The following is a 21846-nucleotide window of genomic DNA, read 5'->3' on the forward strand; positions in this document are numbered from 1 at the left end:
GTCTCTCGCCTCTCGCGATCAGGCAGCTGTAGAGCCCGACTTCGCAGCCGCGGCAATCTTGGCTTCAAACTCGTGGCGGAAATGCTTGATCATGGCGCGCACGGGCATTGCAGCCGCGTCGCCCAGCGCACAAATCGTGCGGCCCATGATGTTCACGGATACGGAATCCAGCAGTTCAATGTCTTCTGGTCGGCCTTCGCCTTCCTGAATACGCTTGACCACACGCCACAGCCAACCTGTGCCTTCGCGGCAAGGTGTGCACTGGCCACAGGACTCATGCTGATAGAAGTACGACAGACGCAACAGGCTTTCCACCATGTCACGCGAATCATCCATCACGATCACAGCACCAGAGCCCAACATCGAACCTGCCTTGGAGATGGAGTCGTAGTCCATCGTGCATTCCATGATGATGTCAGCAGGGAGCACGGGCGAAGACGAGCCACCAGGGATCACTGCCTTGAGCTTACGACCTGTACGAACGCCGCCAGCCAGTTCGAGCAGCTTGCTGAACGGCGTGCCCATGGGAACTTCGTAGTTACCGGGCAGATTCACGTCGCCGCTGACCGAGAAAATCTTGGTGCCGCCGTTGTTGGGCTTGCCGCATTCCAAGTAGGCATTGCCGCCGTTACGAATGATCCAAGGCACCGCTGCAAATGTCTCGGTGTTGTTGATCGTGGTGGGCTTGCCATAAAGGCCGAAGCTGGCAGGAAATGGCGGTTTGAAGCGGGGCTGCCCCTTCTTGCCTTCCAGCGATTCCAGCAATGCCGTTTCTTCGCCGCAAATGTAAGCGCCAAAGCCATGGTGACCATGCAGCTGAAAGCTGAAGTTCGAACCCATGATGTTGTCACCCAGATACCCTGCATCGCGAGCTTCTTCCAAAGCAGCTTCAAAGCGTTCGTACGCTTGGAAGATTTCCCCGTGGATGTAGTTGTAACCGACGTTGATGCCCATCGCATAGGCAGCAATCGCCATGCCTTCGATCACGATGTGTGGGTTATGCATCAGGATTTCGCGGTCCTTGCACGTACCTGGCTCGCCTTCGTCGGAGTTGCATACCAGGTATTTTTGACCTGGGAATTGGCGAGGCATGAAGCTCCACTTCAGACCGGAAGGAAAGCCTGCACCACCACGACCACGCAGGGCCGATTCCTTTACCGTGGCAATGACCTCGTCCTGGGTCAGGCCAGGCCCGCCGTCTTGACCCAATATCTTGCGCAGGGCCTGGTAGCCACCACGGGCTTCGTAGTCTTTGAGGGACCAATTCTTGCCGTTCAAATCCTTGTAGATCTGGGGCTCAATGTGGCGGCCGTGGAAGCAGGTTTCGTTGCCCGAAGAGGCAAACTTGGCCAGCACGTCGTTGGCAGCAGGATTGTTTAGGATGGTGGTCATGCCTTGTCCTCCGCAGCACGCAGGCCGTCCACCAATTCGTCCAACTTCTCATTGCTCATGAAGCTGCACATGCAACGGTCGTTCACCAGCATCACCGGAGAATCGGCGCAGGCGCCCAGACATTCCGACTGTTGCAAGGTGAACATGCCGTCCGGCGTGGTCTCGCCCATCTTGATGCCCAGCTTGGTTTCCAAATGGTGCAATGCCTTGTAGCCATCGCGCAGTTGGCAAGGCAGGTTGGTGCAGACGTTCAACTTGTACTTGCCCACGGGCTTTTGGTTGTACATGTTGTAAAAGGTCGTGACTTCATGCACGGCAATCTGCGGCATGTCCAGCACCTCGGCAATGACTGCCTCGCTCTCGGGCGTGACCCAGCCCAGCTCTTGCTGCGCAATCGACAGGCAGGCCATCACGGCAGACTGCTTTTGGTCGGCCGGGTACTTGGCCACTTCACGCGCAAAGCGCGCTTTGGTCGCTTCAGTAATCATCGGTCAATCTCTCCGAACACGATATCCATAGTGCCGATGATCGCCACCACGTCGGACAGCATGTGGCCGCTGACCACCTCGTCCATCATCGCCAAGTGAGCGAAACCAGGGGCACGAATCTTCAAGCGATAAGGCTTGTTGGCCCCATCACTTACCATGTAAATACCGAACTCACCCTTCGGGTGCTCCACTGCGGCATAGGCTTCACCTTCTGGCACTTTGAAGCCTTCAGTGAACAGTTTGAAGTGGTGAATCAACGACTCCATGTTGGACTTCATGTCCTCACGGGTCGGTGGTGCCACCTTGGTGTTTTCTGTGATGACAGGGCCAGGGTTGGCTCGCAGCCACTTGATGCACTGCTTGATCAGCTCATTGGACTGGCGCATCTCGGCCACACGCACCAAATAGCGGTCATAGCAGTCGCCGGTTTTACCAACAGGGACGTCAAAGTCCAGCTCGTCGTAGATCTCGTAAGGCTGCTTCTTGCGCAAGTCCCACGCGATGCCCGAGCCACGCAGCATGGGACCTGTAAAGCCCATATTCAGCGCACGCTCCGGTGTCACCACACCAATACCCACCATACGCTGCTTCCAGATGCGGTTGTCGGTGAGTAGATACTCATACTCATCGACGCACTTGGGGAAACGATTGGTAAAGTCTTCAATAAAGTCCAGCAGCGAACCTTGGCGGTTGGCATTCAGCTTCTCAATGCCCTTGGCATTGCGCACCTTGCTGGCCTTGAACTGCGGCATCGTGTCAGGCAAGTCGCGGTAGACGCCACCGGGACGGAAGTAGGCTGCATGCATGCGCGCGCCGGACACGGCTTCGTACATATCAAACAGGTCTTCACGCTCACGGAAGGTCCACATCAGGACGGTGGATGCACCGCAGTCCATGCCGTTGGAGCCCAGCCACATCAGGTGATTCAGCAAGCGGGTGATTTCGCTGAACATCACACGGATGTACTGCGCACGCTTGGGCACTTCCAGGCCCAGCAGCTTTTCGATGGCCAAGCAGTAGGCGTGCTCATTGCACATCATGGACACATAGTCCAGTCGATCCATATAAGGCAGCGACTGGATATAAGTTTTGTGCTCAGCCAGCTTTTCTGTGGCACGGTGCAGCAGACCAACGTGCGGGTCAGCGCGCTGGACCACTTCACCGTCCAGCTCCAGCACCAAACGCAACACACCGTGTGCTGCTGGGTGCTGCGGACCAAAGTTGATGGAATAGTTCTTGATTTCAGCCATTTTCTTCATCCAACAAACGCTACGCGCCTGTTAGTGCAAGCCTCCGTAGTTCTCCTCACGAATGATGCGAGGCGTGATTTCACGCGGCTCAATCGTGACTGGTTGGTAGACCACGCGGCGCTGCTCGGTGTCATAAGCCATTTCTACATGACCCGACAGCGGGAAGTCCTTGCGGAAGGGGTGACCAATAAAACCGTAATCGGTCAAAATGCGGCGCAAGTCAGTGTGACCTTCAAACACAATACCGAACAGGTCAAACGCTTCGCGCTCAAACCAGTTGGCACTGCTCCACAACTCGCACACTGAAGCGACGATTGGGAAGTCATCATCTGCGCAAGACACACGGACACGAACACGCTGGTTCAAACTCACGGACAGCAGGTGCGAAACAACAACAAAGCGCGCGCCTTCAACCCCAACTTCTTTGTAGGCGGAATAGTCAACGCCGCACAGGTCAACCAGTTGTTCAAACTGACAGCCCGGCGTATCGCGCAGCTTGCGCATCACATCCAAATATTGAGAGGCAGCGACTTCTACAGTCACTTCACCCAGCTTAACGGTGATGCTGCGAACTTGGTCTCCCAAGGCAGCGGCCACCACATCCCGAAGTGCTTCGGGCTGAATTGCAAATGCGGACATCCTCTCGGCTCCTTAAACGCGGGCGATGGTGTTCGTGCGGCGGATTTTCTGCTGCAGCTGGATGATGCCGTAGATCAGCGCTTCGGCTGTGGGAGGGCAGCCCGGCACATACACGTCCACCGGGACAATGCGGTCACAACCACGCACCACCGAATAGCTGTAGTGGTAGTAACCACCACCATTGGCACAAGAACCCATCGACAGCACCCAGCGAGGCTCTGACATCTGGTCATACACCTTGCGCAAAGCAGGTGCCATCTTGTTGCACAAGGTTCCAGCGACAATCATCAAGTCAGACTGACGGGGCGAGGGGCGAAACACCTCCGCACCAAAACGCGCCAAGTCATAACGCGCAGCTGCAGCATGCATCATCTCTACCGCGCAGCACGCCAACCCAAATGTCATCGGCCAGATAGAACCGGTTTTGGCCCAGTTCACCACAGCGTCATAGCTAGTGGTGACAAAGCCTTCCTTCATCACGCCTTCAATCATCGTGTGTCCTTTTTTGAGGATTACGTGGTGCTCATTCCCAATCCAGGGCGCCCTTTTTCCATTCGTAGGCAAAACCCACGACCAGAACGCTCAGGAAAATGAGAACAGCGACAAAACCGGCCACCCCTACGTCTTGCAGCGCAACGGCCCAAGGCAAAAGGAAAGCGATTTCCAAGTCAAACAAGATGAAAAGAATGGCGATCAGATAGAAGCGCACATCGAATTTCATGCGCGCGTCTTCAAAGGCTTCAAAGCCGCATTCATAGGGGGAATTCTTGGCAGCATCCGGGCGATTAGGGCCTAGAACATAGCCAAGAACTAAGGGAACGACTCCCACGGCGATGCCCACCAAAATAAATAGCAGGACCGGGAGATATTGCTCGAGGTTCATGTGAGGTCGCGTTTTCCGCTTGTTGACCTTGCCCTCGACCACTGCCTGATCATGGGCAGGCTGTATTTATGATGGTGCCGTCGGCGAGACTCGAACTCGCACAGCTTTCGCCACTACCCCCTCAAGATAGCGTGTCTACCAATTCCACCACGACGGCATTTTTACGTCTCAAATCACTCAGATCGCATGAGGAGCCCCCTCTAACTGGGCTATCGCTTTCTGAGCAACCTGAGGATTCTAACCCGATAAATGCTGCGCTACAGCATTTACCAAGGGTTTAAACCAATTATTTGGCAGGGATCTGATCCACGCCTTGTGCAGGTGCCGTGGGTACGGTGCTATCCACAGCCGGCGCTGTGACCGCAGGTACTGCTGGCACCGCCTCCAAAACACTGCCCGTGCTGACAGGACGTGCGTTACCCAAATAAGCCAACGCCAATGTCGCCACAAAAAACACGGTAGCCAGCGCCCCCGTGCTGCGCGACAAGAAGTTCGCGCTGCCGCTGGCACCAAACAAACTACCAGAGTTGCCACTACCAAAAGCAGCACCCATGTCAGCACCTTTACCGTGCTGCATCAAAACCAAACCAATCATGCCCAGCGCAGACAGCATCTGCACCGCCAAAATCAATGTCGCGAACGCGCTCATCTCTTCTACTCCTCAGTTAAACACCCGCAACCCAGCCATTAATTGGCTGCTGCAATGATCTGTAAAAAGTCAGCCGCCTTGAGGGATGCCCCTCCCACCAGGCCGCCATCGATATCCGCCTGCGACAGCAACTGCGCAGCATTGACTACATTCATGCTCCCGCCGTACAGCAGCGGCACTCGCTCAGCATGCGCCGTGGCAGCTGCCAGCTGCGCGCGCAACACGGCATGCACTGCTTGCGCCTGCTCAGGCGTTGCCGTTTTGCCTGTCCCGATTGCCCAGACGGGCTCGTACGCCACCACCAACTCACTCACGCACGGACCCACCTGGTGAATCACTGCCGCGAGTTGGCGCTTGACCACTTGCTCGGTCTGACCAGCTTCACGCTCCTGCAAGGTTTCCCCCACACAAACGATTGGCGTGATGCCCTTAGCCAGCGCAGCTTGCGCCTTGGCGGCAACCACCGCATCCGTCTCACCGTGGTATTGGCGACGCTCTGAGTGACCCACGAGCGCGTAACGCACCCCAAAGTCTTGCAGCATGGATACTGACACCTCACCGGTGTAAGCACCTTTTTCATGCTGCGACACATCTTGCGCCGCCACCGCAATCGCACTGCCTTGCAGCAAGGCCTGCACCTGCGCCAAATATGCAGCAGGCACAGCCACACCCACGCCACAGTTCAGCGGAGCGGGCAGCCCTTGCACCAATCCAGACACCAAGTCTGCGTTGGCTTGCAAGCTGCCATTCATCTTCCAGTTACCAACAATCAGTTTCTTCTTCATGGAGTTACAACATCATCAAGATGGAATCGATCACGGTATTGAGCCCAAGCCACGCCACCAATTACAAAAAGGATTTAAGCCAAATATGGCTTAAATCCTTGTGCAGCAAGCGCTAGCAGCTATTTTCTCAATAGCACACCCGCAAACCTCAGCTTGCGGAACGCATCAAGCCTAGGGCTTATTGCTGTTGCTGTTGTTGCTGCTGGTCAGCATCGGCAGCACCGTTTTGCTCAGCACGCGGCTGACGGGGCTCACGATATTCGCGACGCTGGCGATCTACAGGCGCAGGGCGCTCAGTGCGCTCAGGCATACCAGCAGGGCGATCCAGCAAAGCTTTCATGGACAGCTTCACACGACCCTTGTCATCCGTCTCCAAGACCTTGACCTTGACCACTTGGCCTTCTTGCAGGTAGTCGGTAACCTTTTCCACACGCTCGTGCGCGATCTGGCTGATGTGCAGCAAACCATCCTTGCCTGGCAGCAGATTGACCAGCGCACCGAATTCCAAGATCTTGACGATCGGGCCTTCGTACACCTTGCCAATTTCCACTTCGGCAGTGATCTCTTCGATGCGCTTCTTGGCAGCTTCGGCCTTGTCGCCATCGGTGGCGGCGATGGTGATGGTGCCATCTTCCTCGATATTGATCTGGGTGCCAGTCTCTTCGGTCAGCGCACGGATCGTTGCACCACCCTTGCCGATCACGTCACGAATCTTCTCGGGGTTGATCTTCATGGTGAACAGCTTGGGGGCAAAGGACGAGATTTCGGTCTTAGCCTCACCCATGGCTTCTTGCATCTTACCCAGGATGTGCATGCGCGCTTCCTTGGCTTGCGCCAAGGCCACTTGCATGATTTCCTTGGTGATGCCTTGGATCTTGATATCCATCTGCAGCGCGGTAATACCGTTGGTGGTACCTGCCACCTTGAAGTCCATGTCACCCAGGTGATCTTCATCACCCAAGATGTCGGTCAGCACGGCGAAGCGGTTGCCGTCCTTGATCAGACCCATGGCAATACCGGCCACGTGCGCCTTCATGGGCACGCCTGCATCCATCATGGACAAGCAGCCGCCGCACACCGATGCCATCGACGAAGAGCCGTTGGATTCAGTGATTTCCGACACCACGCGGATGGTGTAGGGGAATTCTTCCTTGGAGGGCAGGCAAGCGGCCAGTGCGCGCTTGGCCAGTCGACCATGACCGATTTCGCGGCGCTTGGTCGAACCCATGCGGCCGACTTCACCAGTGGCAAAGGGAGGCATGTTGTAGTGGAACAGGAATCGGTCTTCAAACTCACCAGCCAGCGCGTCAATACGCTGCGCATCACGCTCGGTACCCAGCGTAGAGATCACCAGCGCCTGGGTCTCACCGCGGGTGAACAGCGCCGAGCCGTGGGTGCGGGGCAGCACCGAGTTGCGGATCTCGATAGGACGCACGGTGCGGGTGTCGCGACCGTCGATACGGGGCTCACCCGCCAGAATTTGCGAACGCACGATGTTGGCTTCAATATCGAACAGCATGCTTTCAACCTTGACGCCGTCAAAGGCAATGCCTTGCTCAGTCAACGCAGCCTTGACTTCACCGTAGGCCACGCGGCAAGCGTGCGTACGCACTTGCTTGTTGCGCTCTTGGTAAGCGGCACGCAGCTTGGCTTCACCCAACTCAGCCACCTTAGCGATCAGCACTTCATCCTTGGCAGGTGCAGTCCAATCCCAAGCAGGCTTGCCGCCTTCACGCACCAAGTCATGAATGGCGTTGATAGCAACTTGGCTTTGCTCGTGGCCATACACCACAGCACCCAACATCACTTCTTCAGGCAACTGCTGGGCTTCAGATTCCACCATCAACACAGCCGATTCAGTGCCAGCCACCACCAGATCCATCAGCGAATCTTTGCGCTGTGTCTGGCCGGGGTTGAGCACGTATTCGCCATTGATGTAACCCACGCGGGCTGCACCGATAGGGCCATTGAAAGGCAAGCCGGACACCGCCAAGGCTGCGGAAGTCGCGATCATTGCAGCAATGTCGGCATCCACTTCAGGGTTCAACGAGATGGTGTGGATCACCACGTGCACGTCGTTATAGAAACCTTCTGGGAACAGAGGGCGGATGGGGCGGTCGATCAGACGCGAAGTCAGAGTTTCCAGCTCGGAAGGCTTGGCTTCACGCTTGAAGAAGCTACCAGGGATCTTGCCCGCTGCGTAAGTCTTCTCGATGTAGTCAACCGTCAAAGGGAAGAAGTCTTGACCGGCCTTGGCAATCTTGGAACCCACCACAGTGGCCAGCACCACGGTGTCGTCGATATTGACCAGCACAGCGCCGGAAGCTTGGCGAGCGATCTCGCCGGTTTCCATGGTGACAGTGTGTTGGCCCCACTGGAAAGTCTTGGTCACTTTATTGAACATCGTCATGTATGTACTCCTATTGGAATAGCTGGATGCGCACACCCAGCAATGTTTTGGAGGCAAAACAGAACACGATGCCATTCCACAAGCGCGCTTACAGCTATCAAAACTACAGCACTTTCACCGTAAACACGGTTATGGAATGACACAGCTTCGCTCTGTTTTCACCAACTCCAAAGTAAAAAACGCCTGAGCTAGACGGTCTAACTCAGGCGTTTTGATCTTGCACTGTGCTTACTTACGCAGGCCCAGCTTCGCGATCAAAGCTGTGTAACGCTCTGCGTCCTTGCCCTTGAGGTAGTCCAGCAGCTTGCGACGACGGCTCACCATGCGCAGCAGACCGCGACGACCGTGGTGGTCCTTAGCGTTTGCTTTGAAGTGGGGAGTCAGTTCGTTGATGCGTGCTGTCAGCAGTGCTACTTGCACTTCTGGGCTACCAGTGTCGTTTTCGGAACGAGCGTTAGCCTTAACAACTTCAGCCTTCTTATCGGCAGCGATCATTTTGTTTTCCTTGTCTGTGGTGGCGTGAGGAGTTTGAACCCCAAGCACCTAGGTTACTTGCGCCGTGGGCTGGAAGGGCCGGCGGCGTGCGTCTTGCACCATGCAAAACTTGGCTATTGTAGCGGATTCCACTTAGCAGCATGTAAGTCCACAGCCAGCAAACGAATCAATCTATTGATACAGCAACTACCACCTATCTCCTCATTTATAGCCACTAGTCAGTCAGCCACTCTTTACCAAGCCATACATCTTTAAGGTTGTTTTATGCATCTCGCTCGTTGCTCTCAAAATTTTCAAAAGCCCGCACCTTCGCAGCAAGGGTTCACCTTGGTTGAACTCATGGTGACGCTGGCTGTACTGGTTATTTTGCTGGGTATTGCCGTTCCCAGCTTTACCCCACTGAGGGAGCGCTGGCAAGCCAATCAAGCCATTGCAGACTTGGAGTCTTCCTTGTTTTACGCACGCTCCGAAAGTATTCGCCGGGGCGGCGGAATTTCTCTGATACGCACTCCTAGCAGCGACAGCTGTGCTGCTGCCGACAACGAATGGCAATGCGGCTGGACTTTAATCATTGACACCAATCAGGACGGGATTGCCGATGCATTTAATGCAGGCGAGGAAAACACCACACTGCGCCCGTTCAGCCACAACTACACCAACCTCGCCATCGCTGCGTCGGTCAATAGCAACACCATCTTGATTGATCGCTGGGGCGTATTGTCCTTGGCAGGTTTAGAAAACAGCAGCATCTTTAGCTTTGACGCGCGCCCTTTATCACAGCCCAATGCAGATACCCAAAGACTTTGCATCAGCGCTGGCGGTCACTTGCGCAAAATCAAAAATTCCGCCAATTGCAACGCTTAACCGACAGTCCTTAAACCGCCCATCCTCGAAATACTTTTGCTATAGATGAAAGATTGCAAATGATCACTTTCTTCGTCATGAATAGCACCTACACGTCTTCCAGCGGTGTCACCATGGTTGAGCTGCTGACCGTTTTATCTATCACTGCCATTCTCTTGGCCTTAGGGCTGCCACAGTTTCGAGAGATACACGAGCGCTGGCAGGTTCTGCAAACCACGCGAAGCCTAGAGTCCACACTGACCCTTGCACGCTCTCTAGCCATTCAACGAGGCGGCAATATTGGAATACGCAAAAATGATACTGCCGCGCAAGGCTGCCAAAACGCGAGTACCAACCAAGCATGGGGGTGTGGCTGGTTTATTTATGCAGATACGAATGGCAATGGCTCATGGAATGTTAATGAGCCCAAACTGCACGAAGTCGCCCTCAATGGAAATGTCAACGTAATGCACACCTCCGGAGGGAACAATATCAAGTTTGATCGCTTTGGAATGGCCAGCGGCCTGAATGCCAAAGGCTTCACACTCAGCCCAGAAACCACTGGGATCTCATCAGCAACCATCCAAACACTTTGCATGAGTTCCGGAGGACGCATTCGCCTTATCAACGACAGCAGTTGCCCAAAAAAATGAAAACACATGCTCCACGCGCTCTACAACGCGGCATCACCTTATTGGAATCCTTGGTGGCTATTGTCGTGATGGCATTGGGTATTTTGGGAATTCTTGGTGTGCAAATGCGCACACTTACCAACACACAAACCAGCCTCTACCGCGCTCAAGCGATTCGCCTGATTGAGGATCTCAACGAACGAATGATGGCCAATCCGAACGCCTTTCTCAATACAGGCAACTACCTCACGACTTGGGCCGACGAGCCAGAAGTCAACACTCGATGCAATGACTCTGCTTGCGACAGCTCAAACCTTTCGCAGTTTGACTTAGCACAATGGAAAACTCAGGTTGCTAGCACCTTACCCAACGGAAACGCCAGCGTTTTCACTTCTGATGACGAGGCATCTGACAATAACCGACGACAACTTGGCGTCATGGTCAGTTGGCGTGAAAACGAAAGTTCTCAAAACGATGACTACCGCACACCACTGGATGCCAGCACCGGAGGCGGTGCAGGGGATAACAAAAGCTGTCCAGCCAATCAAACTTGCCACCTGCAATTTTTACCCGTAATGGCCCGTTGCGCTCCTTATTTCGCAGGAAGTAATGTGCAAACTTTCTGCCCTGGCTCCTGACTGACTTCAGCACCAAGCACTTTGCCCACAAGACCATTTCTATGCGTGCACCACTTTATGCCACCATGACCACCAACAGGTGCCAACGTCAACAACAAAAAGGGCTCTCTCTTGTCGAGTTGATGGTTGGTATCGCGATTGGGTTGCTCACAGTAGCCGTCGCCATGGGCGCTCTGATGGCGTCACGTAGTGTCACTGCAACCGTCAGCGATTCCAGTTTGCTACAGCAGCAATCAGCCTATGCTTTTCGTGTGCTTGCCCAACAATTACGACAAGCTGGCTCTATGCGTCTGAACTTAGCGGCACAAAAAACAGATGGTGCAGCTATAGAGATTACCGACCTCGTAGCGTTTGAAACCCAAGCTCCAGGGTTCAACCCCAACCTAGACATCCTCCAAGGAGTTGATGCGCCAGGGACCAATCAGTTTCAGCTCACCGTGGGTTATCGCAACTACACCGAGCAACTGCATATTGCATCTGCAGCCAATAACAACCGCGAGTCCTTGCTACGCAACTGTCTAGGTGAACAAGGCAGCAATGACCGCATTCTCAGTCGTTTTGTTTTACGCAACAACACACTGTCTTGTGCTGGCGAAGGCAATACCCAGCCAATCGTGGATAACGTGGCCAACTTTCAAGTCCGCTACCTCATGCAAACCACGCCCCACGGTAATCCCCAAATGCAATATATGAATGCAGCAACAGTCAATGGGCGCTGGGCCCAAGTCTTTGCAGTAGAGGTGTGTTTGGTGCTTTACGGCAATGAAGTCATAGATATGCCAGCAGGCAGCAGCTATACAGACTGCCCTTCAGCAGACGGAGTTATTGCCACAGTTGATATGACCGCTCTAGAACAACCGCGTAACCGGCGGATGCACAAGACATTTCGCTCAGTTTTTCAATTACGCAGCCAAGGTCTCTTGCAAACCAGCAGTTAAGGCTCGCATCATCCATGCCACTCATGCATAAATCAGCCTCACCCCATCAACGTGGCGTCGCGTTGTTTGTGGTAATTATTTTCGTCATGCTTTCCATGCTGCTTGCGCTCTGGGCTTCGCGTACCGCATGGTTCAACGAGATCATCGTGGGAAACGATGCAGATTATCAGCGTGCATTCGAGGCTGCTCAGGCACTGCTGCAAGATGCAGAACTGGACATTCGCCGCGAACAAGCAAACGGCCAAGCCTGTGCAATCAATGACAAGGATGAGAACGTCTGCCGTAGAGGCAACGGCATTGAGCGCCCCCCTGCTGAAGATCAGGACATTGGCACACTCCTAGCACATCTTGACACCAACGGCGGCACAACCAAGTGCCGCAATGCCCTTTGCGTCAAACGCACCTCTGAACAAGATTTTTGGAACAACGCGGACCCCAAAAAAGGCATCACGTTGGCAGAAATGGAAGGCATCGGCCTTGCCAACAACCTTCCTCCCGTAGGAGCACGTTATGGTCAATACACGGGAGCAACCACAGGCGCCGCAAGCAATCCCATATTAGCCGAACGAGGTGAAGGTAGAGGCGGCTGGTATTGGATTGAGGTTCTGCCATATATCAAAAATGCCAATAGCAGTGGTTTGATTCCGAATAACACCAGCTACCTGTTAGATATCAGCCTTGATACCTATGTGGTGTATCGCATCACTGCAATTTCGCATGGACTTAAATCCAACACGATGGTGGTGCTGCAGCAAACCTATGCACGCCAAAGACGCAAAGACTGAAGCCCTTTGCCCGCCGACTCTGATTTTTAGATATTTTGATTTGCAGGAGCCCGCCATGTCTCACACAGTCGTTGTTAGCCCCTATTTTCGCAAGTCCTTACTGGCACTCGCGGTTGCAGCTATTTTCACGCCGTATTACGCCCATGCTTTAGACCTTGCCCAGTCTCCGCCTGGTACTGTAGACCCTTATGTGGCACCCAATGTGATTATCTCTATTGATGACTCAGGGAGTATGGGGTTTCGCCTGAATGCTGCGAACGCCACGGGTGCCAACAACACGACAATTCCAAATAATGATGGAACCTGGCCTGCATCTAGCAGGCGCATGAACGTATTAAAATATGCTCTAAAGCAAGTATTTACCGACCAGTCTTTATTGCCTGATAAAAAAATACGTCTTTCTTGGCAAGCAATGTGGAACAATGGAAATTCCGTAAAAAAATACAATGACTTAGATTACTGGTACGGTGGTAGCCAGGAAAACCCAGGGAGAAATAAAACCCCTGGAGCAAATAATGTAGGAAGTGGCAACAAAAACAGTATGAAAATACTCGATGCTACACATCGTTCAAATTTCATTGAGTTTGTAGATTACTTGCTACCTCAAAATGGCACTCCTTCCCACTTAATGTTTAAACAAGCGGATGATTATCTGCGCACCAAAAGCAACGGCAATCCTGTTGTAGGCGGACCTTGGGCCACTAACCCAGGAGGGAACGATGCTCTCAGCAAAGAATTTTTGGGCTGCCGGCGCAACTATCACATTATGATGACAGACGGCCGCTGGAACGGCACTGCGTCTGGAGGAAATCAGGAAAGCCAATCGACACAACTCCCAGATGGAACCCAATATACTGCCAACTCAAGCCAAACACGGGTTTATTACGACAACTACACCAACACATTATCAGACTGGGCTTTTTATAGTTGGTCCAACAATTTACAACCATCCATCTATGATGCTTCTAACTCAAAAAAGCAAATATCACTCTCGAGCGATTACAGAAAAGCTCCTGACAGCGAAGTTATTGGCAATGTAAAAATAGATAAATATTGGAATCCTAAATACAACCCTGCCAACTGGCCTCATCTGGTCACCTACACGATTGGCTTTAGCGATGAAGCTATCACATGGCCTGGCGCATCCAGCATACAAAGGCCCAGCGAAACAACTCCCTTCGGCTACGACGGAAGTTTTCCTAACTTCGTCAATGGAACTGCTGTTTGGCCAGAAATGAATAATGAAAACAGACGTGCTCTTGATTTGTGGCATGCGGCCATCAACGGCCGGGGACGTTTTTATGCAGTTTCTAAGGGAGAAGATTTAGAGAAGGCATTCCGTGAAATTATTGGTGTTATTAACACCCAAGCTGAGCCTGATCGCAGTTCCGCCGCTATCAGTGGTATGTCTTACCAAGATAAGCCCGTGGGTATGTTTATTACAAGCAATTTACCGAAAGAAGCGTGGAAAGGCGAGGTGCGGGGCGTCAAGCTAGAGCTCACGGGGCAAACGGATTTATGGGGAAGCAAAACCACTGCGCAAATTCTTGATGCGACCTCGCCCTCCAACCGTGTCATCGTGACCTTGAATGACAGCAGTACACAGCCCGCTGGCATACCGTTTCGCTGGTCCAACCTGAGTACCGCGCAACAAAAATGCTTCAATGTCAAACCTGACAGCACGATTACCGCCAATTGCAGCGCCAACACCTCTGTGGACACAAAGGGCGAGCAACGACTGAACTATTTGCGTGGCGACCGCACCCTGGAACTCGCCAATAGCAATGGCGTATTCCGTAACCGCCAAAGCCGGCAAGGCGACATCGTCAATTCCAATGTATGGTACACAGGCACCCCTGTCAGCAATTACGCTTTGACTGGTTATGCCAAGTTCACGGCAGATCAAAAGAACAGGCTACCCATGATTTATGTGGGTGGTAACGACGGTATGTTGCATGGTTTTTCGGTGGAAGACGGAACCGAAAAAATTGCCTACGTACCCCGCGCCGTGCAAGCTAACCTAACGCGCCTGACCTGGCCTTCGTTTGACGACAACCACCGCTACTTCGTCGATGGCTCGCCCATGTCTGGTGATGTGGACATCAACGACCGCAACAGCACCTCACACACGCCCGCTTGGCGCACTATGCTGGTTAGTGCTTTGGGTGCTGGAGGAAAAGGCTATTTCGTTCTGGATGTGACCAATCCCTCCAATTTTTCAGAAAACAATGCGAGCGCACTGGTGGTCATGGACAAAACGCTGCACAGCGAGGAAACCATCAACTGCAGCACCACCGCAACCGACGATACCGCGTGTGTCAACACTGCCAACGCTGATATCGGACATATTTTTGCAACGCCCAGCACCGATGACAGCAACCCTCTAGTTACAGGCCAAATCACACTGCTCAACAACAACCGTTGGGCGGCCATCATGGGCAATGGTTACAACAGCAAAAACGGTCGCCCCGTCCTGCTGATTCAGTATCTGGATGGCAACAAAGAGCTGCTGCGCCTGCCTGCCACAGCCGCCAATGCCACGGGCGCCAACGTCAATGACAATGGCCTGTCAGCCCCTCGTTTGGTGGACATCAACAACGATGGCCGCCCGGATGTGGTGTATGCAGGGGATCTCAAAGGCAATATGTGGAAGTTCATGATCGCCAGCAAGTCTTCCAACACCTGGGGAGTGGCTTTTAACGGAGACCCGCTCTTTACTGCCCGTGGCGGCACTGCAGGTTCACCAGCTACCCGTACTTTGGTGCAGCCCATTACAGCCCCCCCCACCGTTCGAGCCAACGATCGCACCACCGTAACAGGGACCGGCACCAACCAAAAAGTACTCTTCGTGGGCGGCATGATGGTGGCGTTCGGAACTGGCCGCAACGTAACCAATTCAGACCCCGACAATACCGATAGTCAGACTTTGTATTCTGTGCTCGACAACACTCGCTATACCGTGGCGATCAACGCAGACGACAAACAAAGCTATGTATCCGTACACCCGGGCGACAGCAGCAAATCCATCCCCGCTCCCACACCGCTGGGTACAGGCCTGAACAGTGAATCCAAACAAACCTTGCTGGCACAGCAAAAAGTCGGCGACGCTTTTAAGGGACAAGGCAAAAGCGAAGGGCGTGAATATTGGCAAATTGACCCAACCAGTGCCACAGGCAGCCCTTCTGTAAACTGGAATACCCAGCGTGGCTGGTACCTAGACTTGCCAGCCACTGGTGAGCGTCTACTCAAACCCATGAGCTTGTATGACGGTAGCAATATTCTGGCGGTGTACACCCAAGTCCCCGCGAAAGGTTCCAACATCAACCAGGCAGTAGAGAGCTGCGAGGCATCCGCCGTGGACGAAGAGCGCCAATTCCTCACCATGCTCAACATCATGGACGGCAAACGCCCGTCCGTGCAGTTGATGGATATGAATGGCGATGGCTTCTACGACCTGAGCGCGGATCATGGTGTCTCTCGCATGCGTGTCGTCAAAGGTGCACACCGCATCATTGGACAAGTTCAGCAGTCCACGGACTACGGCAAGGGTGACTCATTCAACCTAGCCCGTATGCCAGAGCAATCTATGCGCCCAAGCTGGCGCCAGTTGAAATAAAAACATACCAATCAAAATCATGCAGAAAAATAAAGGCTTTACGCTGATCGAGATGATGATTGTGGTGGCAATCATCGGCATCCTAGGTGCCGTGGCCTACCCGAGCTATACCGAGTACGTCATGCGCGGGCACCGTGCAGATGCGCGCGCAGGGCTTTTGCAAACACAACTATGGCTGGAGCGTGCTGCAACGGCCAATGGGGTGTATCCCACTGCCTTACCAGCCGTACTGACCTGGGCCAATGACAACACCAAGCGCTATACGATAGGTTTTGCAGCCAACAATACCAACGCCACTTTTACGCTCACAGCCACCCCAAAAGCAGGTGCTCAACGCAATGACCGATGCGGCACTCTCACCTTGACACACACCGGAGAGCGCAATATCACGAACAGGCCTGCTGGTAGCAATATGACTGCTACAGATTGCTGGAGCCGCTAAGACTCTTTCAGTGCGTTACCATCCAGTCGCCATGACTGAACTAACGCCTATATCTGCTCACATGCAACAAGCGCTTGACCTGGCCCGTCAGGCGCTTTTCATTTCCAATCCCAACCCGCGTGTTGGCTGCGTTTTAGTCAATACCCAAGGCCAAGTGATTGGTCAAGGCTTCACCCAGCAAGCCGGTGGGCCGCATGCCGAAGTCATGGCGCTGCGCGATGCCGCGGCGCAAGGCTATGACACCCGTGGGGCGACGGCCTATGTCACGCTGGAGCCCTGCTCCCACACCGGACGCACAGGCCCCTGCTGCAACGCGTTGATCGATGCCGGCATCGCCAAGGTGGTCGGCGCCATCACCGATCCGAACCCGCAGGTGGCCGGGCAAGGCTTTGCCAAGTTGCGCGCGGCTGGCGTCGCAGTGGAGATGGACGATGCTGCAGGTGCAGCATCGCGTGAGCTCAATATCGGTTTTTTCAGCCGCATGGTGCGCGGCACGCCCTGGGTACGGCTGAAGGCAGCCACCTCACTGGATGGCGTCACCGCTTTGCACAATGGTCAAAGCCAGTGGATTACCGGGCCTGCAGCGCGTGCCGATGGCCACGCGTGGCGCGCACGCGCCTGTGCCGTGCTCACAGGAATTGGTACTGTGCTGGAAGACAATCCACGCCTGAATGTGCGCGAGGTTGCCACCCCACGCCAGCCCAAAGTGGTGGTGGTAGACAGCAAGCTGGACATGCCGCTGGATGCTCATGTTTTAAAAGCAGCCAGCGGTTGCACCATCTACACTTCAAGTACTAACCCATCTAAAACTGAGGCTTTGCAGGCGCTAGGCGCTACAGTTATTGCTATGCCGAACGCGGCGGGTAAGGTCGATCTGGCAGCCATGCTGCGTGATCTGAGCGCTCGGGGCACCAACGAGTTGCATGTCGAAGCAGGTTTTAAACTCAACGGCTCCTTCTTGCGGGAGGGCTTGGTCGACGACTTGCTGCTGTACATGGCACCCAAGCTGCTGGGTGCAGGCGCCATGGGCATGGCCCAGTTTGGCCCGCTGCAAGCGCTGTCCCAAGCCACACCTTTGCAGTGGCACGATGTCGCGCGCATCGGTGACGATTTGCGCATCGTGGCTCGTGTGGCGGCGCGCGATCAGTTTTAGCCGTTAACCACCGTCAAACCCTCTGACGTCCGACATGTGCGCTTTACGCGCACCGCTATACCTGAGCCATGTCCATCTTGCCTCTGGCGCACATGCGTTTCCCTTGGCGCAGCCACCTTCTCACAGCCTGCTGGTGTGCTGCGGTGCTTGCACTCAGTGCCTGCGGCAGCTTGCCGCCCATGCCGCCGCGCAGCGCCAGTTATGCACTGGCACAGCCCTCGCAAACCCCGCTGGGGCAAATGGTGCAAGCGCAGCGGCAGGCCAGCGGCACGGCGTACCGCACAGGGTTTGCCTTGCTGGGCGGCGCCGATGCCGCGTTTTCCAGCCGTTTGGCCTTGGTGCAATCTGCCACGCAAACCTTGGACTTGCAGTACTACGCGATCCACGCCGACGCCAGTACCGCACGCTTGCTGGAGGCTGTGGTGCAAGCCGCTGAGCGCGGTGTGCGCGTGCGCGTGCTGTTGGATGACTTCCATGGCGCAGGCAAAAATGCGCAAATCATGCGCTTGGCGTTTGTGCCGGGCATTGAGATGCGCATGTTCAACCCCTTGGCCGGGCCGCGTGGCTCCACCGTGATGCGGGCGCTCTCGACGCTGGCTGACTTTCAGCGCACCCAGCAGCGCATGCACAACAAGCTGTTTATTGCGGACAACACCATCGGCATTACCGGCGGGCGCAATCTGGGCGATGCCTATTTTGATGCGCTGGACAGCGACAACTTCATTGACCTAGACATCATGGCGGCAGGCGATGCCGTGCGCCAGTTGTCCTCCAGCTTTGACCGCTACTGGAATGACGCACGCGCCTACCCGGTCAGCGCGCTCATCTCCGAGCAACAACTGCTCCAACTGCGCCGCACCCCGGACAACCACGAAGACGAAGCCGCACTGATCCAGACCGCCATTCAGACCAGCAAAACGGCCAGTTTGCCCCCCATGAATTTGGCGGCGATAACCTGGATCTGGGCGCCATCCTTGGTGCTGGCCGATGCGCCGGGAAAAATTTTGCCGCCGCCGGAAGACTCCCCGCCGGAGGGGATGGTGTCTGAGGAGCTGGCGCCCGAGCCTGCGGTGGATGAGCCGCCCTCAGCCCCCACCACCCTGGCCCAGCAACTGGCGCCCGGCGCCTTGCCTCCATCGGGGGCCATCCACTCCACCAACCGCCAGGCTTTGCGCGAGGTGATGACGCCCGTCATTGCCCAGGAGAACGTGGTCAGCGGCTTGCTGGCTTTGATTGACCAAGCCCAGTCTGACGTTTTGATCGTCTCGCCCTACTTTGTGCCGGGCAACGATATGAAGCGTGCCTTTGCACGCGCGCGCGAACGCGGCATACGGCTGCGCATTCTGACCAATTCCTTGGCCTCCAACGATGCGCCGCTGGCGCATGCGGGCTACGCACGGCACCGCAAAGAACTGCTGGCGCTCGGCATTGAGCTGTATGAGCTGCGCAGCCTGCAGGACGGCCGCGTGGGCACCGGCACGCTGCGCGGCACCGCGGGCACCATCACTGGCTCGCAAGGCGGCTCGCGCGCCATGCTGCATTCCAAAATACTGGTGCTGGACCACAAGCTTACCGTGGTGGGGTCCATGAATTTGGACTTGCGCTCCCAGCTGCAGAACACCGAAATTGCCCTGCTGATTGCCTCGCGCCAACTGGCGCAGGAGGCCACCGCCAACATTGAAGCCAGCCTGCAAGAAGCCGCTTGGCTGGTGGAAGACACTGCCCACGGGCTCGTCTGGCGTGCGCCCCAAGGCAGCGACTGGGGCGACCAAACCCGCGAACCCGACGCCAGCTTGCCGCTGCGCATGATGATTCACCTAATCGGCCCGCTGGCACCCGACCACCTGCTGTAACACCGTCGCCAGCTTCACGGGCCTGGCTGCGGCACACCATGCAGCACCGGTAATGCCGGCCACGCCGGCAATGCGTTGTGTGCATGCCCCAAGCGCATCGGGCACAGCCCGCCGCTTTCATAGTGAGAGCAGCCAGCGCTGGTCAGCGCTTCAATTCAGTGCAGGAATACCTTCAGGCATACGATCTACGTACGCTGACAGCTCATTTTTATGCAGCACAAAGTCTGCGCCGTAGCGCGCACACTCTTGCTCCAGCCAGTCAGCCACCAGGCTTTGCTGCGTCAGCACCCGCACGCTCTGGAAGGCGACTTCCGCTTCAGGGTAGCGGCGGCGCATCAGGTTCAGCCACTGCTTCAGGCGCCCCGCACGCTGGTTGGGCGTGAGATCGCGGCACACCAGCCACCAAAAGCGCTGCAGGTGAGGCAGCATCGCAGCCCACGGCACCGCTGGCGCAATCTCAGCGGGTACTGCCTCTGAAGGTGGTGTGCCCTGCGCCATTCCCGCACGCAAGGCCAGCGCCAGCCCGGGGTCTGCCACACTGCCGCGCCCCAGCATCAAATCGTCACACCCTGATTGCTCCCGGCAGCGCAGTGCTTCTTGCACCGTCCAGATCTCGCCATTGGCCACCACCGGCACCTTCACCACGGCTTTAATGTCCGGAATCAGCTCCCAGTAGGCGGGCGGGCGGTAGCCTTCTACCTTAGTGCGCGCATGCACCACCAGTTCACAGGCACCGTTTTCCACCATGGCCAGCGCGCATTCACGCATCAAGCTTTTGTCGTTGAACCCCATGCGCATTTTGGCGGACACCGGCAAATGCGCAGGCACGGCCTGGCGCACAGCAGCCACCAGCTTGGCAATGCTTTCCGGGTCTTGCAGCATGGAGGCGCCTCCGCCGTGGCGGTTCACGGTTTTGGCCGGGCAGCCAAAGTTCAGGTCAATGCCTTCAGGGTTCAGCCGCGCCAAATTGGCGGCATTCGCAGCCATGTAATCCGGGTCAGAGCCCAGCAGTTGTGCGCGCACCGGCACGCCTGCCAAGGTTTTGCTGCCGTTGAGCAGCTCGGGCATATAACCCAGAAAGACGCGATCCGGCAGGATGGAGCCGCTGACGCGGATGAACTCTGAGACGCAGCGATCCACGCCGCCCACACGGGTCAGCACATCGCGCAAGACAAAATCGAGCAAGCCCTCCATCGGGGCCAAAAGCAGTCGCATGTAAATTTCACCACGTCTTCACGGGATGGCACTTAGGTATAAAAAAGGCTTCTAGCGCTTATGTATCAAGCGCTGCAAGCTATGCTTTTCAAAAGAACAAACATCCACTTCACCGCCCCGGTCACGTGTATTGTCGCAAGCTTGCTGCGGCTTTGCCGGTGGTTTCACGGGGCTGTCACAAGCTGCAGGTGCAATAGCCTGCATGTTTTTACAGCGCACCACCAAGGCACAGTCTGAGCTCGCCCCTGGCCAGCGCAGCTTGGGCCTGCGCGAGCGCTCCATGCTGCTGCTGGCAGAAGGCACACCGCTGCATCAGTTGCAAGCCATGTACCACGGTGAAGGCGCAGCGCTGGTGGAGCAACTGCTGCATGCCGGTTACTTGCAAGCCGCCAACTACGCTGCAGCGCCCACAGCCGAAGCCACTGCTGGTGCCCCAGCCTCCGCACCAACCATCAGCCTGGCAGGGCTGCGCATGTATATGTTTGATCTGTGTGAGCGCATGTTTGCCAACCGTGCCCACGACACCGCCCAACATCTGCGCCAACGGCTGCGTGAAGCCCGCGACGTCGACAGCATGCTGGCAGTGCGCGACGAACTTCTGCTGGCCATTCAAATGCATGCTGGCGCACAGCGTGCAGAAACCATTCGCCAGCAGCTGATGCACATGCTGCCCGAACGCAGCCTGGAGACCAGTTAAGCCTCCAGGCGCAGGCACGTATGTCCGCCCGTATGCATGCAGG

Annotated in this window: 21 protein-coding genes and 1 tRNA gene; 10 read left to right on the plus strand and 12 right to left on the minus strand. The window is 55.5% G+C overall.

Going from position 1 to position 21846, the window contains the following annotated elements; translation table 11 throughout:
- Window positions 1-18 precede the first annotated feature (18 nt).
- From nuoF to rpsO, 11 genes are all read right to left on the minus strand, one after another.
- Entirely contained in the window at window positions 19-1392 is a 1374-nt protein-coding gene (gene nuoF / locus B3R00_RS12675; protein WP_286999321.1) for an NADH-quinone oxidoreductase subunit NuoF, read from the minus strand.
- Window positions 1389-1880 (minus strand): NADH-quinone oxidoreductase subunit NuoE, encoded by a 492-nt coding sequence (gene nuoE, locus B3R00_RS12680; RefSeq protein ID WP_286999322.1) that lies wholly within the window; start codon window positions 1878-1880, stop codon window positions 1389-1391. The genes nuoF and nuoE overlap by 4 nt, the downstream gene beginning before the upstream one ends.
- Complete coding sequence (locus tag B3R00_RS12685; RefSeq protein WP_286999323.1) at window positions 1877-3130, minus strand: NADH-quinone oxidoreductase subunit D; 1254 nt, start codon at window positions 3128-3130, stop codon at window positions 1877-1879. Before B3R00_RS12685 ends, nuoE begins: the two co-directional genes overlap by 4 nt.
- Before the next feature lie 30 nt (window positions 3131-3160).
- Window positions 3161-3769 (minus strand): NADH-quinone oxidoreductase subunit C, encoded by a 609-nt coding sequence (locus B3R00_RS12690; RefSeq protein WP_286999324.1) that lies wholly within the window; start codon window positions 3767-3769, stop codon window positions 3161-3163.
- 12 nt (window positions 3770-3781) lie between these two features.
- A complete protein-coding gene (locus B3R00_RS12695; RefSeq protein ID WP_042418791.1) occupies window positions 3782-4261 on the minus strand; it encodes a NuoB/complex I 20 kDa subunit family protein in 480 nt (159 codons plus the stop codon).
- 31 nt (window positions 4262-4292) lie between these two features.
- Window positions 4293-4652 carry an NADH-quinone oxidoreductase subunit A gene (locus tag B3R00_RS12700; RefSeq protein WP_286999325.1) on the minus strand — a complete coding sequence of 120 codons (360 nt, stop codon included), beginning with the start codon at window positions 4650-4652 and terminating at the stop codon, window positions 4293-4295.
- A gap of 72 nt (window positions 4653-4724) precedes the next feature.
- A tRNA-Leu gene (locus B3R00_RS12705) sits at window positions 4725-4809 on the minus strand.
- Window positions 4810-4938: 129 nt separating this feature from the next.
- Complete coding sequence (gene secG, locus B3R00_RS12710; RefSeq protein WP_286999326.1) at window positions 4939-5301, minus strand: preprotein translocase subunit SecG; 363 nt, start codon at window positions 5299-5301, stop codon at window positions 4939-4941.
- 38 nt (window positions 5302-5339) lie between these two features.
- Window positions 5340-6086, minus strand: a complete 747-nt coding sequence (tpiA, locus tag B3R00_RS12715) for a triose-phosphate isomerase (RefSeq protein WP_286999327.1) — start codon at window positions 6084-6086, stop codon at window positions 5340-5342.
- 178 nt (window positions 6087-6264) lie between these two features.
- Window positions 6265-8496 carry a polyribonucleotide nucleotidyltransferase gene (gene pnp, locus B3R00_RS12720; RefSeq protein ID WP_286999328.1) on the minus strand — a complete coding sequence of 744 codons (2232 nt, stop codon included), beginning with the start codon at window positions 8494-8496 and terminating at the stop codon, window positions 6265-6267.
- 228 nt (window positions 8497-8724) lie between these two features.
- The gene (gene rpsO, locus B3R00_RS12725; protein ID WP_174863082.1) at window positions 8725-8991 is read right to left on the minus strand and encodes a 30S ribosomal protein S15; all 267 of its coding nucleotides are present in this window, start codon (window positions 8989-8991) and stop codon (window positions 8725-8727) included.
- Window positions 8992-9255: 264 nt separating this feature from the next.
- Here rpsO and B3R00_RS12730 point away from each other — a divergent pair, with 264 nt between their 5' ends.
- The 9 genes from B3R00_RS12730 to B3R00_RS12770 all read left to right on the plus strand — a co-directional run bounded on the left by B3R00_RS12730 (window position 9256) and on the right by B3R00_RS12770 (window position 19891).
- The gene (locus B3R00_RS12730; RefSeq protein ID WP_286999329.1) at window positions 9256-9855 is read left to right on the plus strand and encodes a GspH/FimT family pseudopilin; all 600 of its coding nucleotides are present in this window, start codon (window positions 9256-9258) and stop codon (window positions 9853-9855) included.
- Window positions 9856-9914: 59 nt separating this feature from the next.
- On the plus strand, window positions 9915-10487 hold the full coding sequence (locus tag B3R00_RS12735) for a GspH/FimT family pseudopilin (RefSeq protein WP_286999330.1): 573 nt from the start codon (window positions 9915-9917) through the stop codon (window positions 10485-10487).
- Window positions 10484-11104 (plus strand): type IV pilus modification protein PilV, encoded by a 621-nt coding sequence (gene pilV / locus B3R00_RS12740; RefSeq protein WP_286999331.1) that lies wholly within the window; start codon window positions 10484-10486, stop codon window positions 11102-11104. The genes B3R00_RS12735 and pilV overlap by 4 nt, the downstream gene beginning before the upstream one ends.
- Window positions 11105-11145: 41 nt before the next feature.
- Window positions 11146-12042 carry a PilW family protein gene (locus tag B3R00_RS12745; RefSeq protein WP_286999332.1) on the plus strand — a complete coding sequence of 299 codons (897 nt, stop codon included), beginning with the start codon at window positions 11146-11148 and terminating at the stop codon, window positions 12040-12042.
- A gap of 23 nt (window positions 12043-12065) precedes the next feature.
- Complete coding sequence (locus tag B3R00_RS12750; RefSeq protein WP_312425793.1) at window positions 12066-12827, plus strand: pilus assembly PilX family protein; 762 nt, start codon at window positions 12066-12068, stop codon at window positions 12825-12827.
- A gap of 55 nt (window positions 12828-12882) precedes the next feature.
- Window positions 12883-16443 carry a pilus assembly protein gene (locus B3R00_RS12755; RefSeq protein WP_286999334.1) on the plus strand — a complete coding sequence of 1187 codons (3561 nt, stop codon included), beginning with the start codon at window positions 12883-12885 and terminating at the stop codon, window positions 16441-16443.
- Between the two features lie 19 nt (window positions 16444-16462).
- The gene (locus B3R00_RS12760) at window positions 16463-16885 is read left to right on the plus strand and encodes a type IV pilin protein (RefSeq protein ID WP_286999335.1); all 423 of its coding nucleotides are present in this window, start codon (window positions 16463-16465) and stop codon (window positions 16883-16885) included.
- Between the two features lie 61 nt (window positions 16886-16946).
- On the plus strand, window positions 16947-18038 hold the full coding sequence (gene ribD / locus B3R00_RS12765) for a bifunctional diaminohydroxyphosphoribosylaminopyrimidine deaminase/5-amino-6-(5-phosphoribosylamino)uracil reductase RibD (protein ID WP_376747657.1): 1092 nt from the start codon (window positions 16947-16949) through the stop codon (window positions 18036-18038).
- A gap of 68 nt (window positions 18039-18106) precedes the next feature.
- On the plus strand, window positions 18107-19891 hold the full coding sequence (locus B3R00_RS12770) for a phospholipase D family protein (protein ID WP_286999337.1): 1785 nt from the start codon (window positions 18107-18109) through the stop codon (window positions 19889-19891).
- A gap of 150 nt (window positions 19892-20041) precedes the next feature.
- Here B3R00_RS12770 and B3R00_RS12775 read toward each other — a convergent pair whose 3' ends face one another.
- The gene (locus B3R00_RS12775) at window positions 20042-21106 is read right to left on the minus strand and encodes a tRNA dihydrouridine synthase (RefSeq protein ID WP_286999338.1); all 1065 of its coding nucleotides are present in this window, start codon (window positions 21104-21106) and stop codon (window positions 20042-20044) included.
- 202 nt (window positions 21107-21308) lie between these two features.
- Here B3R00_RS12775 and B3R00_RS12780 point away from each other — a divergent pair, with 202 nt between their 5' ends.
- The gene (locus B3R00_RS12780; RefSeq protein ID WP_286999339.1) at window positions 21309-21803 is read left to right on the plus strand and encodes a hypothetical protein; all 495 of its coding nucleotides are present in this window, start codon (window positions 21309-21311) and stop codon (window positions 21801-21803) included.
- Window positions 21804-21846: the final 43 nt, after the last annotated feature.

Source organism: Comamonas sp. UBA7840 (assembly GCF_002501455.1).
Lineage (GTDB): Bacteria > Pseudomonadota > Gammaproteobacteria > Burkholderiales > Burkholderiaceae_C > Comamonas > Comamonas jiangduensis.